Raw genomic sequence first — 17,091 nt, forward strand, 5'->3', positions numbered from 1 at the left:
TTAAAAAATTTGGTATTTGAGTAGTGTATCTAATATAAAACCTCTTAAAAATGTTCTATAATGGTTTTCAAAACCCGGATGCCTATCGTCTTGAAGCTTTAAATATTCATTCTGCAAAAATGTAGATGGAGGTAATTGGGTTACAAAGAAAAGCTGAATTAAAATGTCTTTAGCACTGGCGTTCTTTATCTCCGACGTTTTTAAATGTATATCAAGCTCTTTAGTAAAATGTGTTAACTTTAATTCTTTACTTTTTAAAAAAGACTGTAAAGCGCTATTTAATTTTGCTTCTCTTACTATGAAAACATCCAGAAATGGATAGGTTAAAGATATTTCAAAAGCATCTTTAATCTTTTCGCGGTTTGTATCGTTAACCATATAATTCATGTAAATCCCGTTCCCGAAAATATTTATCAGGAACGGGAATAATAAACAACAACTAATCTACACCCCCACCAAGGGCGCGATATAACTCTATCATGGCATTAACCTGTTCAAGCTTAATATTTATAGCTTCAAGGTCGTTTTGCAGGGCACTGTTTTGTGCTGTAATTACTTCAAGATAATCAGCCATACCATTACCATACAATAAATTAGCATCTTTAACCGCTTTATCAAGCGAAGCCGTTTTTTGTACAACCAGCCCCTGCCTTTCCTGTGCATATTTTAGTTTAGACATGGCATCTGAAACCTCGCCCACAGCAGTGGTGTATGATTGTTTAAAGGCTATAACCGCTTTTTCCTGCTCTATTTGCGCTACTTTATAAGCGGTACTCAGTTCCTTTTTCCTGAATAACGGCTGTACTAACCCGGCAGCAATGGTTTTAGTTATAGACCCCGGAAAATCAAACCATTTTTCAAACTCAAAAGTATTAGCCCCCACAGATGGCGTTAGAGTTAACGACGGATACATAGCCGCTTTAGCCAGCCCTGCCTTTGCCGCAGCCGACATTACAAGGTATTCTGAAGCTTTTACATCGGGCCTGCGGCTTAGTAATGAGGCTGGTACCCCTGCCGGAAATTTAGCCTCTATGGTATTACTGTCAAGGCTTCCGGCCCTCTCTACCCTGTCGGGAAATGCACCGCACAAAATCTGTAATGCATTTTCCTGCACTGCAATGCTGGCTTTAGCCTGTGGCAACAGTAGTTCGGCAGTTTTCTTTTGTGCCTCAGTCTGGTCTAACGCAAGCGAGCTTATAGTGCCCGAATTGTATTGCAGGCGCATCATTTTTAAGGTGCTGTCTGTAAGCTCAATATTTTTTTCGGCTATTTTAAGCTGCTCGTCTAAACCCAGCAGGTTGTAGTATGCCTGTGCCACCTGTACAATAATCCTGGTTTTTAATGCCTGAAGGTTTTCTTTCTGGGCAAAATAGGCTGCACGGGTATCGCGTTTGCGCAAAGCCGCCTTGCCCCACACATCTGCCTCCCACGAAAGTGAAAGGCTGGCATTATAATCGTCAAGATATTCCTGCCCTGTAAACTGCTCGCTTAAAGAACCGTTAAGTGATGTTTTAGATAAATATTGCCTGTTAGCACTAACATTTAGGTCTAACGAAGGTAATATAGACAACTTAGCCTGTTTATAGTTCAGGTCCAGCTGCTCCATAGTTTTAAGCGCTGTAGCTACCTCAAAGTTTTTTGTCAGGGCTTTATCTATAAGCTCCTGTAATTTAGTGTCTTTATAAAACTCCTTCCACGGCATTGCAATACTGTCTCCGGTAAGCCTAAAATCTTCCCTGAAAGCAGCGGGAGCATTCAGTTCCTCCCGCTGGTATTTTTTACCTACCACACAAGATGACAGGCTTATTGTTGTAAGAGCAAATGCTATATAATATGTTGCTTTCATTATTCTTGTATTGTTGAATTAACCGTTTTAGGCTGTCCGGATATTTTCTCCTGGAGGTACTGGAACAGTATGTACAGTATAGGGATAACAAATATGCCCAGTACTACACCGCTAAACATACCCACGGCGGCACTTACACTTATGGATCTGTTACCTATTGCCGTACCACCCGATGCAAACATTAGCGGCAACATACCTACTATAAAGGCCAGCGAGGTCATGATAATAGGCCTTAACCTTGAACGTGCGCCATCAATAGCTGAGTCTATAAGTGACAGTCCTGATTTTCTTCGCTGTACGGCAAACTCTACAATAAGTATGGCATTTTTAGCCAATAGCCCCACAAGCATAATCAATCCCACCTGAACGTATATGTTATTATCTAAGACTACTGCTTTTATACCTAAAAAGGCACCTAACACTCCTGTTGGTATACTAAGCAGTACAGCAAGTGGCAACAGGTAGCTTTCATACTGCGCTGCCAGCAAGAAGAACACAAATAACAGGCAAAGGCCAAAGATGGCTACAGTCTGGTTGCCGGCAGCTTTTTCTTCAAGGCTAAGCCCTGTCCACTCATAACTATAGTCAGATGGGAGATTATTCATAACTGTTTCAATGCTTTCCATAATATCGCCACTGCTGTAACCCGGCAGGGCCACTGCGGTAATACTAACCGAGTTGTACAGGTTGTAACGGTTTACAGATTCCGGCCCGTATACTTTTTTAAGCGTAACTAAAGAGCGTACCGGAACCATTTGCATATCGGCATTGCGCACAAAAATTTCGTTAAAGGCATCTTCATCGGTCCTGAAAACACCATCGGCCTTCACATTTACCCTATAAAATTTGCCAAAGCGTGTAAAGTCTGACGACTGGTCTCCGGCAAAATAGGTTTGTATGTTGTTTAGCAATTCGCGTATGCTCACCCCCATTTGTTTGGCCTTGTCTTCATCTACCTCAAGTTCCAGCTGCGGGTAATCTGCCCTGAAGGTGGTGTAGGCATACTGCACACCAGGCTGCTGCATAATTTGCCCTATAACCCTGTCTGCCATTGCTTTTAGTACAGCCGGGTCTTTAGATGTCCTGTCCTGCAATACAATCTCTGCACCGCTGGTTACACCAAAACCCTCTACAGGGGGCATGCGCAGCGCCATAATCTGGCCTTCTTTAATGGTAGCCAGTTTACCGCTCACTATGCCTAATATTTGTTCAATATCTTTTACTGCGCCGCGCTCTTTCTTTGGCTTCAGTTTTATAAAGCCCATAGCATAAGCTGGGCTGGCACTATTGCTCAAAATGTTGAAACCTGTAATGCTGGTATTGTTATCTATGGCCTCCACACCCTCAAGTTGTTGTTGTATTTTTTTTACAACCTGTGTAGTCCTGTCAAGCGCGGTGCCCGGCGGCATAGAAAGGCTATAAATCATAAAGCCGTCATCTTCCAGCGGTACAAAGCTTTTTGGCGTAGACGCCATACTGAACACCGCAAGCGCTGTAATGCCCAAAACAAAACCAGTGGCTATCCATTTCCTGTTTATAAGGAAACGTACACCGTTTATATACCTGCCCGTAAGGTTGTTGAATGAGGAATTGAATCCGGTAAAGAAACGCTGTTTAAAGCTTGTTTTAGTATGACTATTGTCATGCCCGTGAGCATGGGTATTTTTAAGCAAAATGGCACAAAGCGCAGGTGTTAGCGTAAGCGCATTCACCGCTGAAATTACAATGGCTATGGCAAGCGTATAGGCAAACTGTTTGTAGAATATACCCGATGAACCCGTCATAAAACCAATTGGGATAAACACAGCCGACATTACAAGAGTTATGGATATTACTGCCCCCGTGATTTCTGACATGGCACTGTGGGTGGCTTCTTTTGGCGTAAGGCCCGCATCTTCCTCCATTTTACTGTGTACGGCTTCTACCACAACAATGGCATCATCTACTACGATACCAATAGCGAGTACCAATGCAAACAGTGTAAGTATGTTGATGGTAAACCCAAATACAAGCAGGAAGAAAAACGTACCCACAATAGCAACCGGTACAGCAATAGCCGGGATTATGGTAGAACGCCAGTCCTGAAGGAACAGGTACACAACAATAAATACAAGTAAAAACGCTTCAATAAGGGTAGATTTTACCTGGCCTGTAGCTTCGTCAAGGCGTTCTTTGGTGCTCATTACACCCGTATATTTAATACCCGGAGGGAAAGATTTTGAAAGCCTTTCAATTTCCTGGTTTACACCAATTTCTATATCATTTGCATTAGAACCTGATGTTTGCAGTATAGCTATGGTAACGGCATTTTTTCCGTTCGATTTGTTATCGCCGCTATACGATATAGAACCAAATTCTACACGGGCTACATCTTTAAGGCGCAGCAGGTTACTTCCATCATTCTTAACTACAATATCTGAATACTGTTCGGGCTTGTTCTTTTTACCTTTGTAGCGGATTACATATTCCAGCGCGGCATCAGACTCCTCGCCCAACTTGCCGGGAGCCGATTCAAGGCTTTGGTCGGCAATGGCATTGGTAATGTCTGACGGCACAAGTCCGGCATTGGCCATTTTTCTTGGGTCGAGCCAAATGCGCATTGAGTAGTCTTTAGCACCAAAAATCTGCGCCTGCCCTACGCCCGGCACGCGCTTTATTTGCGGAACAAGGTTTATATTGGCATAATTTTGCAGGAAAAGCTCGTCATACTTCTCATTATCTTCGGTGTACAGGTTGAAGATAACAATCATACTGTTTTGCTGCTTACTGGTGGTAAGCCCCATACGTACAACCTCCTGCGGCAACTTTGGCGTGGCCTGCTGCACACGGTTTTGCACGTTTACCGCGGCTTGGTCAGGGTCTACACCCTGTTTAAATATTACGCTAATAGAAAACGAACCATCGTTACTGGCTGTAGATTTTATGTATTGCATATTCTCTACACCATTTATCTGCTCTTCGAGTGGCGTTACTACTGAACGTATAACCGTTTCGCTGTTACCACCCGGATATGAGCCGCTAACCATAACCGTAGGCGGCGAAATGTCCGGAAACCTGGTTACCGATAGCCTTGTTAAACCAAGGATACCCAGTATAACCAGTACAGTAGATATTACTGTGGCCAGTACAGGCCTGTCTATTATATTCTTTAACATAGATATGTTTTATTAGTAAATCTTGTGGGATTATTTTTTGGCTACAGGTGCCTGGGCCGCGCCTTCTTTTGCAGTAACCTCCATACCATCGGCAAGGGCATCTATATTATTAAGCGCCACTTTATCGCCTGATTTGAGGCCTTTGCCTACAAAATAATTGTTATCTGCGCTACCGGCAATTTCTATAGGTGTCATGGCTACTTTACCGCCATTTAGGGTAAACACAAAAAACTTGTCCTGTATGTCTTTTACGCTGGCCATAGGTATACTTACTACAGATGAAAGGCTTCCGTTAAGTATTACCCTTGCCGAACCACCCGAACGCAGGTATTTTTTAGGGTTCGGGAAAATGGCCTTTAAAGAAATACTTCCGGTAGTACGGTCTATATTACCACTGGCTACCTCTACCGTACCTTTATGTTCATAAATGCTACCATCGGCAAGGATAAGCTCTACACCTTTGTTCTGGGCTGTATCTTTTTGATAGGCCAGGTAATCAGCTTCACTTAATGAGAAGTAGACAAATACAGTGTTAATATCCGATAGTGTTGTAAGCGGTGCGGCATCAGTAGGTGTTACCAGGTTGCCTATCCGGTTAGGGATTCGGCTTATGTAGCCACTTACCGGGGCTTTAATAAGTGAGAAATCGGCATTAAGGCGCGATGAACCCAAAGAAGCTTTTGCCTGAGCAAGTTGTGCTTTTGCAGCCTCAAGGTTCGCTTCGGCCGTTTTTAGCTGCATGGGCGAAAAAACCTTACCTTCTACAAGCGGCTTTATTTTTTCTACCTCAAGGCGGGCATTGGCAAGGTTAGCCTCGGCATTTTTGTAGGCAGCCTCACTGTTGTGCACCTGCTCTTCATATACATCGCCTTTAATTTTAAACAGCGACTGGCCTTTTTGTACATAATCGCCCTCTTTTATATAAATGGCTTCAAGATAGCCCGATACCTGCGCTTTTATATCTACATTAACGCTGCCTTCTATAATGCCCGGATATTTTTTATCAACCTCACCGGTACCCGATTGTACGGTTAAAAAGTCTACTTCAGGCTTTGGCATTTGCTGCGCGGCATCGCCACCACTTTGCCCGCAAGAGACAAATGAGGCTGCTGCCAACAAAAACAATGCTGCTTTAAAAGTGCAATAGCTTAGGGAAAATTTCATTGTTATTTACTGATTAATAGTTTTATACAGCAAAATAACAGTGTAAAAAAGCAGGTTGGAAAGATATTTAACCGAAGTGTATTTTTTGGTATTTGAAACGTAAAATTGGCAAACTCAAAAAATAGTCATAACCTTAATTTTAAAACCCGGCGACTAATAATCAATCCATGATTTTAAGAGGGCGGCCTTTTCCCGGCTTACTATAATTTCAAGGCCGGGGTTGTTTTTTATAAGCACTACCAGTTTAGAGTTAAAATGATTATAAATCTGGTCTATGGCATCTATGTGAATAATATACTGGCGGTTTGCCCTGAAAAATAACTTTGGGTCGAGCTGGCTCTCAAGCTCATCCATATTTAAGGCTATTACCTCTTCTGTACCGTTGTGCAGCTTTGCACGTGTAATTTTATGCTCTAAATAAAAGTACTTAACATCAGAAACTAAAAGTGTTTTAAACCCATCTCTGTAAGGCAGTAAAAAACGGCTACGGTAATCTTTTGTAGACACAAAGCTCAAAAGGCTTTCAAGTTTTTTACTTAAGTCACCTTCTACAGTATTATTCAGTTTAGAAAAGGATATTGCAAGTTCATCCTGTTCTATGGGTTTAAGAAGGTAATCTATACTGTTAAACTTAAAGGCCCTTACGGCATATTCATCATAGGCTGTGGTAAAAATTATGGGGCAGGTAATTTTTACTTTCGAAAATATCTCAAAACTAAGGCCATCGCTAAGCCTTACATCCATCATTACCAGCCCGGGCATAGGGTTAGCCGAAAGCCAGGCAACACTATCGGCAATACTCTCTAACACCTCAACAATAACAGCATCGGGTTTTAAAGCCATAATAAGCCTTGTAAGCCTGTCGGCATTCGGTTTTTCGTCTTCTATTATTACAATATTCATTGTTTATGGCTTTAGGGTGATTACTACCTTAAACATCTTATCTGTTTTTACAATAAGTGGGGGCTGTAGCCCTAAAAGCGTATACCGCCCTATAATATTCTTTAAACCGGTGCCCGATGAATTTACATCGCCGTGTATGGGTATTGTGGTATTTTCTACAACCAGTTCGGTTGCGCTTTTACTATACACGTTTATTTTAAGCGGGTTAGCCTTGGTAGTCTGGTTGTGTTTAAGGGCGTTTTCTATAAGTAGTTGCAGGGTAAGTGGTGGCAGGCTGTGCAGCAGGGCATTATTTTTTATGTCAACCGTAAATGATACCCCCTCTCCTATCCTGTTTTGCAGCAGGAAAATATATGCCTGTACAAATTTAAGTTCTTCAGAAAGTACAGTGAGGTCTTTTTTAGAGTTTACAAGCAGGTAGCGGTACACCTTGGAAAAATTCTCTGAAAACTCATACCCCAGCTGCTGGTCCTTCAGTATCAGTTCAGACAGGACACTAAGATTATTGAATACAAAATGCGGGTCTATCTGCAATTTCAGGGCATTGAGTTCTGCTTCGGTAATCGCCCGTTTCATATCGGCGGCCTTCAACTTTTCTTCAGCGGCCTCAAACGCAGCTTTTTTCCAGCTCTCAATAACATAACTACCTGTATTAATACTGCTTATTACAAGGCCTATAACTATACTGCCCGTTATCCAGCTCCACACATCCTGAAAATTACATAGCGGGTCTGATTCGCAATCAGTATCATAAAAAAGCGAACCAATCATAACCTGAAAAAAAATTACAACAAGTACTCCTGTAATTTGCAACAGGCTTTGCGCAATTGCCCTTTTAAATGTTTTCTCGGTCCATGGCAACAGTTTGTTAAGCCTGGTGTTAATCATAATACTAAACCACGATATTGTAATGCAAAATAAAAGGGTAAGGCTTATATCAAAAAGCATTTCGGGGATAGACTGTGTAAAAAATACCTGCCAATAACGTGAAGTGGGATGTAACAAAAACGAAATAAAATAATACAGCAACAGAGACAATAGTGTAAAAAGTACACGCCTCCATTTTTTTACTACATATTTATTTACATCGTCAATCATAAGATTATTTATAGCAACAATATTTTAAAATGAAAAATTGAATCTTACCAAGATTAATTATCTACAAATTAAAAAAAAATAAAATTTTGGCTAATGGTTTAATGAACTAAAGTGTAAATATCCTTTACTAAAGCGTACAAAATATTGCCTGGATAGTTTTGATAAAAATGTAAACTGTCTATCTAAATATTTCGAAGTTTACCGATTGGCAGAGATATTATATTATTGAACAGTTAACTTAGCTGCATCATTCTTAAAATGGCTCGATTTTTCAAGAGGAATTTTTAAACTGTTTGAAATAAACAGCCTAAAAATGCTACTTAGGTATTTAACCGAAGTTAAACAGTCATTCGAAACCCTATTAGCAATCTGGTGTTTTTTTCTCTCCAATGCTTTTTGAGATTGTAAATAACTTGCCCTCTTTGTCTTGTATTTTGATCTTCCAAAAATATTCTTAAATAATACAATTGAATTATTCGAGAGTACCAATTCTTGAAGCTTGTTTTAACAGATATTTCAAATTTAGAAATTAAACCCTAAATTAGCACCCTATCATCCTCGCTGTTAAATATTTATGGCCTGATAGTAAAACCAAACCATAATCTTCTTGAGTTTAATGCTAATAAATGGTCAAAACAATACCCGTTCAATTACATTTATAGACACTGAAATTGAATCAAATAAAGGTAAAATCCTCGACATAGGTGCAATTAAGGCTGACGGGAATCATTTTCATAAACCCTCATTAGGAGATTTTACCCAATTTCTGAGAGGCAGTGAATATGTGTGCGGTCACAACATTTTAAATCATGATATTAAATATGTAGGGAACGCTGTTTATGATGCCGGCATTGATCCTTCAAACATTATCGATACTTTATACCTGTCTCCACTATTGTTTCCAACAAAGCCGTATCATGCGCTGTTAAAAGATGATAAACTACAGACCGAAGATACCAACAACCCTTTAAACGATTCTATAAAAGCAAGGGATTTATTTAATGATGAGGTTGCAGCTTTTTATCAAACAGATGAAAAGCTAAAAGAAATTTTTTACCTGCTTTTAGTTCATACAAAAGAGTTTGGGGCTTTTTTCAGGTTTGTAAATTACAGGAATGCAAGCTATGATGCCGAATCATTAATCAGGTTAAAGTTTGGCGATACTATTTGTAGCCAGGCAGACTTACCTAAAATTATATCTGAACATCCTATAGAATTAGCGTACTGCCTGTCATTAATCAACTCATTTATAACCCATAAAAAGGTTCATTCCATTACGCCTGCCTGGGTGCTAAAAAATTATCCCGAAGTAGAGCGCATAATGTTATTACTACGGAGCAAGCCTTGTGTAACCGGTTGCACTTATTGCAATAGCGCTCTGGACATATATAAAGGGCTAAAAAAATTCTTTGGCTTTAATTCATACCGCACTTACGGTGGACAACCGCTCCAGGAGAAGGCTGTTAAGGCTGCAGTAAACTGCAAGTCTGTGTTGGCTGTTTTCCCTACAGGAGGAGGAAAGTCAATTACTTTTCAGGTACCGGCACTTATGAGCGCCGAAAATTCTAAAGGGCTAACCGTTGTTATTTCTCCGCTTCAGTCATTGATGAAAGACCAGGTGGATAACCTCGAAAAGAACGGAATAACCGAGGCGGTTACTATTAACGGGTTATTAGACCCTATTGAAAGAGCCAAATCTTTTGAACGGATAGAAGACGGTTCTGCTTCTATCCTGTATATTTCTCCGGAATCGCTACGCTCAAAGTCTATCGAAAAGCTTATCCTTGGCCGTAAGGTTGCCCGTTTTGTAATTGATGAGGCGCATTGTTTTTCATCATGGGGACAGGATTTTAGGGTTGACTATCTGTACATTGGCGATTTTATAAAACTTATTCAGGAAAAGAAAAACCTTGAAGACGGTATACCTGTGTCGTGCTTTACTGCTACGGCCAAACAAAAGGTAATTGAGGATATCTGTTATTACTTCAGTGAAAAATTGTCGCTTGATCTTGAAGTGTTTACGTCTAAAGCATCAAGAACCAATCTTAAGTATGAGGTTTTTGAAAAGCAAAATGATGACAAATATATAACCGTCCGGGATTTAATTGAGGTGAAAAACTGCCCCACCATAATATATGTATCCCGAACCCGAAAAGCCTATTTGCTTGCGGAACAGTTAGTAAAAGATGGCTTTAGTGCAAGGCCCTACCACGGCAAAATGGATAAACAGGAAAAGACTGAGAACCAGGATGCCTTTTTAAATGGCGAAACGCAAATTATGGTTGCTACTTCTGCATTTGGTATGGGCGTAGACAAGAAAGATGTGGGGCTGGTCATTCATTATGAAATCTCTGATTCACTTGAAAACTATGTACAGGAAGCAGGGCGCGCAGGCAGGGATGAAAATATTTCGGCTGATTGTTTTGTGTTATTTAATGAAGAAGACCTTAGTAAGCACTTTATTCTGCTGAACCAAACAAAACTTTCTATAAAAGAAATACAACAGGTTTGGAAGGCTATAAAGGATATTACAAGATTCCGGTCAAAAGTATCTAATTCTGCCTTGGAGATTGCCCGTAAGGCCGGTTGGGATGATAATGTGGTTGAAATAGAAACACGTGTTACTACAGCTATAGCTGCCCTTGAAGATGCCGGATACTTAAAACGCGGGCAAAATATGCCGAGGGTATTTGCCAACAGTATTTTATCTAAAAATGCGCAGGAAGCCATTGATAAAATAAATGCTTCTGAAAAATTTGAAGAAAAGCAGAAAGAACAAGGTGTACGTATTATAAAGAAGTTGTTCTCCAGTAAAAGCAGAAAAGAGAATAGCACTGACGTTGCCGAATCAAGGGTAGACTATATTAGTGAACATTTGGGGATTGTAACAGGAGAAGTTATTAATGTTGTAAACCTGTTGCGCGAAGAAAACATTCTGGCAGATGCAAAGGATTTGACTGCGTTTATAAAGAAAACAGATAATAAAAACCGTTCTCTTGCCATTGTAGAAGCCTACAGCAAAATTGAAAACTTTCTACTACCGGTTTTTAAAGAAGACGAAAGTAATTTTCATCTTAAAGAATTAAATGAGGCGGCTGAGAAACATGGTTGTGATGGCGTAAATGTCAACAGGATTAAAACCATACTTAACTTTTGGTCTATTAAAAACTGGATTAAAAGAAAAAACTTAGAATTTTCTAAAAACCATATTGCATTACTCTGCCTTCAAAACAAAGCACAACTAAAAGAAAAACTGGAAAAACGCCACGAGCTTGCAACATTTATTGTTGAGTTCTTTTACGACAAAACCCTTAACGAAACTTCCAAAAACCAGGGAGGAAAAGATGAGGTTTTGGTGGAGTTTTCAGTACATGAAGTAAAGGCTGCCTATGATAATAGCTTTAGCCTTTTTAAAAAAGAAATAAACATTGATGATGTTGAGGATACTTTGTTCTACCTGTCTCGGATTGAGGCGATAAAGATAGAAGGAGGCTTTCTTGTGGTGTATAACCGCTTAACTATTGAGCGAACTGAACAGGACAATAAAAAACGCTATACTAAAGACGATTATCAAAAACTTAACCAGTTTTATGAAAGCAAGGTGCAGCAAATACATATTGTGGGCGAATATGCCCAACGAATGATTACCGATTACAGGAATGCGCTTCAGTTTGTGGAAGATTATTTCCAATTGAATTACAGTTCTTTCTTAAACAAGTATTTCAGGGGCAGCAGGCAAAATGAGATAAAGCGGAACATAACGCCTGCAAAATTCAGGCAACTTTTTGGTGAACTCTCCCCTACCCAATTGAAAATCATTAACGATAAGGAAACACCACATATAGTTGTGGCTGCCGGTCCGGGCAGTGGAAAAACAAAAGTATTAGTTCACAAGCTGGCTTCCTTACTACTGATGGAAGATGTAAAGCACGAGCAGTTATTGATGCTTACATTCTCCAGGGCGGCAGCTACTGAATTTAAAAAACGCCTTTTAAAGCTGATTGGTAATGCGGCCAACTTTATTGAAATTAAAACCTTCCATTCCTATTGTTTCGATTTGCTGGGTAAAGTAGGCACTTTAGAAAAATCGGCTAATATTTTAAATACCACGGTTGAGAGGATTAAGAATGGTGATGTTGAAGCAAGTAAAATTACTAAGACTGTTTTAGTGATTGATGAGGCCCAGGATATGAATGCAGAAGAGTTCGCTTTAATAACAGCATTGATGGAACAAAATGAAGAAATGAGGGTTATTGCAGTAGGTGATGACGACCAGAATATCTACGAGTTCAGGGGTGCGAGCGCTAAATATCTTGAGCAGTTTATATATGAAAATAAGGCGGTGAAGCATGAATTAGTTGAAAATTATCGTAGTAAAAGCAATCTGGTAGCATTCTCAAATCAATTTGTGCAGCAAATTCAGCACCGCCTAAAAGAAACACCAATTGTTGCTAATCAATCTGATAATGGAAAAATAAAGGTTGTTAGGTATCAAAGTAATAATCTTATAACCCCGCTTGTAACCAATATAGCTACTTCATACCTTTCCGGGACTACCTGTATAATTACAAAAACTAACGAAGAAGCCATAAAAGTTACAGGGCTACTTTTAAAGAACGGAATTCAGGCAAAACTGATACAATCTAATGACAGCTTTAATTTGTACAATCTTGTTGAAGTCCGGTTTTTATTGAATAAAATAGATGTGGGTGCTGATGTTTATACCATAACCGATGAGGTTTGGGATAATGCTAAACGGGAGCTGAATACTGTATTTCGCAACAGCAATAAATTGGAAATTTGCCTGAATATCATTAAGGATTTTGAAGCAACAAATCCGTATAAAAAGTATAAATCAGATTTAGAAGTTTTAATACGGGAGTCTAAACTGGAGGATTTCTACAACCACAATGGCGACACTATTTTTGTATCTACCATTCACAAAGCAAAAGGGAAAGAGTTTGATAACGTGTTTCTTTTGCTTGAGAACATTAACCCGGCTTCAGATGAAACCAAACGGCAATTATATGTGGCAATTACCCGGGCTAAGGTCAATTTAAATATACACTTAAATGGAAACTATCTTAATCATTTAAGTGCCGAAAATCTTGAGCGTATTGACAACTTAGAGCATTACCCTGCACCTGATAAAATTGCGGTACACACAACGCTAAAAGACGTGTGGCTGGACTATTTTAACAACAAGCAGCATCTAATTTCACAGTTGTTAAGTGGTGATAACCTGCGTATTAACGCAGATGAATGCCTTAATGCTAACGGGCAGTCCGTATTGAAGTTCTCAAAGAGTTTTCTTGAAAAGATTGAAGAAATGAAATCAAAACATTACGAATTAAAAAGTGTGAGGGTTAATTTCATATTGTATTGGCTTAAAGAAGGTTCTGCCCAGGAAATAAGAATAATACTGCCTGAACTCTACTTCGAAAAAGCCGTAAATTAAACCGTTTTTTTACTCAAATAAAACCTACAAAAAAACCTGCCGTAAAATTCCGGCAGGTTTTTTTAAGGCACGAAAATTCTGAAATTTCGGGTCAAAAAGTGCTTAATATTTCACTTTCGGACTTTGGATTTGCGGTGTGAAATATTAAAAACGGCTCGCCTCTTCCCCAATCAAAAATTCCATCCGGTTTCAACCAAAACCATCAGGTGAATTTCACGAAAATTTTCGCCAAAAATACTCTTATGGTTCATTAGACTATTAATTATGGTAATTCTGACCATAAGATTAGGTTTATTGAATTTAAAATAATAGCTTTGGCAGGAAATTTTACTATAAATAAACACCATTACTCTAATTTTCAGGCTTATATGTTATTCCTTGGTATCGATTTAGGCAGTTCATCTATAAAACTATCTGTTTTTAATGCCGTTACCGGCCAAATTGCGTGCTCGCTTACCGTTCCGGAGAACGAAATGGCTATTAATGCCCCGTATTTCGGCTGGGCAGAACAGGAACCTGAAAAATGGTGGGAATATATTAAAGATGGTATTAAGGCACTTCCTGCAAAGGGGGTTGATGTCAAAGCTATAAAAGGTATTGGCATAGCCTACCAAATGCACGGCCTGGTACTGACTGATGAAAACCTTAACCCTGTGCGCCCCTCTATTATATGGTGCGACAGCCGCGCTGCCGAAACCGGCGATGCCATTTACCAGCAAATGGGTACCGAAGCGTGCCAGCAAACCCTTTTGGGCAGCCCGGGCAACTTTACCGCAGCCAAGCTAAAGTGGGTTAAAGATAACGAACCCGATACCTATGCCCGAGCACGCTACATGATGCTGCCCGGCGATTATATAGCCGCCATGCTTACCGGCAGGGCGCAAACCACTGCATCGGGGCTTTCTGAGGCGGCATTGTGGAACTTTAAAGAGGCCCGCCCTGCTACCGAGGTACTTGATGCTATGCAAATTACCCATGATTTTATTCCGGAAGTAGTACCCACCTTTGGCCACCAGGCGGTTATCAGCACTGCTATTGCGGCCGAGCTTGGCCTTGCCGAAGGTACAGAGGTTACCTACCGCGCCGGAGACCAGCCCAATAACGCCCTTTCGCTTAGCGTGCTAAACCCGGGCGAAATAGCCACCACGGCAGGTACATCAGCCGTAATTTATTCGGTTACGCAGGCTAACGCTTTTGATGCCGATAACCGTGTAAACACCTTCCTGCACGTTAACAACACCCCGGAGCAGCACAGCAACGGCGTATTGTTGTGTATAAACGGTAGTGGCATACTGTACCAGTGGCTGCGCAAAACCCTTTCACTGGGTAGTAGCGCGCCCATATCTTATGAGTTGCTTAACGCCGAGGCCGCAAAAGCCGAACCCGGCAGCAAAGGCCTGCGTTTCTATCCGTTTGGCAATGGTGTAGAGCGCATCTTTGGCAACAAGCCTGCCTTTAGCGGCATACAAAACCTAAACTTCAACATTCACCAGTCGCCAGAGCTGGTACGCGCTGCCTGCGAGGGCATTGTGTTTGCTATGAACTACGGGTTTGACATTATGAAAGATATCAATGCAGGCGGCACACTGGTTAAGGCCGGTAATGCCAACCTGTTTTTGAGCCCGGTGTTCCGCGAAATATTTGTAAACACCACCCAAACCACCCTGGAGCTGTACAACACCGGTGGTGCAGAGGGCGCTGCACGTGGTGCGGCCTATGGTTTTGGCTACTTTAAAACGGCACAGGAAGCCTTTGCCAACCTGGAGCGCCTGCAAACCATAACCCCTACCCCGGAGCTTACTAAGCTGTATGCCGAAATTTATCAAAACTGGAAAAATAATCTGTAACCAAAATACTATTCTACTATGAGCACTACAAAACAAGCTTACTTTAAGAGTGTAGACAAGATAAAATTTGAGGGCCGTGAAAGCGATAACCCGCTTGCCTTTAAATGGTATGACGAAAACCGCGTTGTAGCCGGTAAAACCCTTAAAGAGCACTTTAAGTTTGCCATGGCATGGTGGCACACACTATGCAACACCGGTAGCGACCCTTTTGGCCCGGGTACCGAAACCCATGCGTGGGACAGCAAAGAAAACGCCGTTGCCCGCGCTAAAGACAAAATGGACGCCGGTTTTGAGTTTATGGAAAAACTGGGCATACCATACTACTGTTTCCACGATGTGGATTTGGTAGACGAAGCGCCAACCCTTGCCGAGTTTGAAGAGCGTGTGCAGGCTATGGTAGAGTATGCTAAAGAAAAGCAGAAAGAAACCGGTATTAAGCTACTTTGGGGTACCAGCAACCTGTTTAGCAACAAGCGCTACATGAACGGTGCCAGCACAAACCCTAACTTTGATGTTGTGGCTTATGCAGGCGCGCAGGCTAAAATTGCCATGGATGCTACTATTGCCCTTAACGGCGATGGTTATGTTTTCTGGGGTGGCCGCGAAGGCTACATGAGCCTGCTGAATACAGATATGAAGCGCGAGCAGGAGCACCTTGCCATGTTCCTTGCCATGTGCCGCGATTATGCACGCAAAGAAGGCTTTAAAGGTACGTTCTTTATTGAGCCTAAGCCTATGGAGCCAATGAAGCACCAGTATGATTTTGATGCTGCTACCTGTGTAGGCTTCCTTAACCAGTATGGCCTTAAAGACGACTTTAAACTAAACATAGAAGTAAACCACGCTACCCTTGCCAGCCATACCTTTGAGCACGAGCTTCAGGTGGCTGCCAATGCCGGCATGCTGGGCAGTGTAGACGCTAACCGTGGCGACTACCAGAACGGATGGGATACAGACCAGTTCCCTATCGATATTTATGAAGTTACACAGGCCATGCTTGTATTCCTTCAGGCGGGTGGCCTGCAGGGCGGTGGTGTAAACTTTGATGCTAAAGTGCGCCGCAACTCAATAGATATTGAAGATAAGTTTGTAGCACACATAAGCGGTATGGACGTATTTGCACGCGGACTTATAGCTGCTGAGCATATTCTTACAAACACTAAGTACACCAGCCTGCGCACAGAGCGTTATGCCTCTTTTGATGGTGGAAACGGTGCTGCGTTTGAAAAAGGCCAGCTAACTATTGAAAACCTTAACGAAATTGCACGCAAATCAGGCGAACCAACGCCATACAGCGGCAAGCAGGAGCTGTTTGAGCAAATTATTGCCAACGCTTACTAAGATAAATATTTTCTTACAAAACGTAACCGGCTTAAAGCAAATGCTTTAAGCCGGTTTTTTTATGCCCGTTTCTAAATAAATCCAAAACAAATACAGCTTCGTATGTATACCTGACTGAAAATGACAATTACAGCCTTGCCAAAAACAAAAAAACGGCCATTTTGATTATAGTAAGGTGTGGTTTTAATGGCCCTCCCTTTGCAGTTTTAACAAATTGCAGAGGGTTTTTTATTTTAAAATCAACGTTTTACACCTAATGTTAAGAAAATGTAAAAAATC

Annotated in this window: 9 protein-coding genes; 3 read left to right on the forward strand and 6 right to left on the reverse strand. The window is 41.0% G+C overall.

The window, feature by feature from the left end; all coding sequences use genetic code 11:
* From AM279_RS06145 to AM279_RS06170, 6 genes are all read right to left on the reverse strand, one after another.
* Positions 1–378 (reverse strand): hypothetical protein, encoded by a 378-nt coding sequence (locus tag AM279_RS06145; protein ID WP_143090336.1) that lies wholly within the window; start codon positions 376–378, stop codon positions 1–3.
* Positions 379–439: 61 nt separating this feature from the next.
* Positions 440–1,846 (reverse strand): efflux transporter outer membrane subunit, encoded by a 1,407-nt coding sequence (locus AM279_RS06150; RefSeq protein WP_054406869.1) that lies wholly within the window; start codon positions 1,844–1,846, stop codon positions 440–442.
* Entirely contained in the window at positions 1,846–5,001 is a 3,156-nt protein-coding gene (locus tag AM279_RS06155) for an efflux RND transporter permease subunit (RefSeq protein WP_054406870.1), read from the reverse strand. Before AM279_RS06155 ends, AM279_RS06150 begins: the two co-directional genes overlap by 1 nt.
* Before the next feature lie 30 nt (positions 5,002–5,031).
* A complete protein-coding gene (locus tag AM279_RS06160; protein WP_054406871.1) occupies positions 5,032–6,165 on the reverse strand; it encodes an efflux RND transporter periplasmic adaptor subunit in 1,134 nt (377 codons plus the stop codon).
* A gap of 153 nt (positions 6,166–6,318) precedes the next feature.
* Positions 6,319–7,068: a LytR/AlgR family response regulator transcription factor gene (locus tag AM279_RS06165; RefSeq protein WP_054406872.1), complete on the reverse strand. Its 750-nt coding sequence runs from the start codon at positions 7,066–7,068 to the stop codon at positions 6,319–6,321.
* 3 nt (positions 7,069–7,071) lie between these two features.
* Complete coding sequence (locus tag AM279_RS06170; RefSeq protein ID WP_054406873.1) at positions 7,072–8,166, reverse strand: sensor histidine kinase; 1,095 nt, start codon at positions 8,164–8,166, stop codon at positions 7,072–7,074.
* A gap of 616 nt (positions 8,167–8,782) precedes the next feature.
* Here AM279_RS06170 and AM279_RS06175 point away from each other — a divergent pair.
* From AM279_RS06175 to xylA, 3 genes are all read left to right on the forward strand, one after another.
* Positions 8,783–13,624: a RecQ family ATP-dependent DNA helicase gene (locus tag AM279_RS06175; RefSeq protein WP_054406874.1), complete on the forward strand. Its 4,842-nt coding sequence runs from the start codon at positions 8,783–8,785 to the stop codon at positions 13,622–13,624.
* A 314-nt stretch (positions 13,625–13,938) separates the two neighbouring features.
* A complete protein-coding gene (locus AM279_RS06180) occupies positions 13,939–15,471 on the forward strand; it encodes a xylulokinase (protein ID WP_316948649.1) in 1,533 nt (510 codons plus the stop codon).
* A gap of 18 nt (positions 15,472–15,489) precedes the next feature.
* Positions 15,490–16,812, forward strand: coding sequence for a xylose isomerase (gene xylA, locus AM279_RS06185; RefSeq protein ID WP_054406875.1), 1,323 nt, complete (start codon positions 15,490–15,492; stop codon positions 16,810–16,812).
* Positions 16,813–17,091: the final 279 nt, after the last annotated feature.

The organism is Flavobacterium akiainvivens (genome assembly GCF_001278115.1).
In the GTDB taxonomy this organism is placed as follows: Bacteria; Bacteroidota; Bacteroidia; order Flavobacteriales; family Flavobacteriaceae; genus Flavobacterium; species Flavobacterium akiainvivens.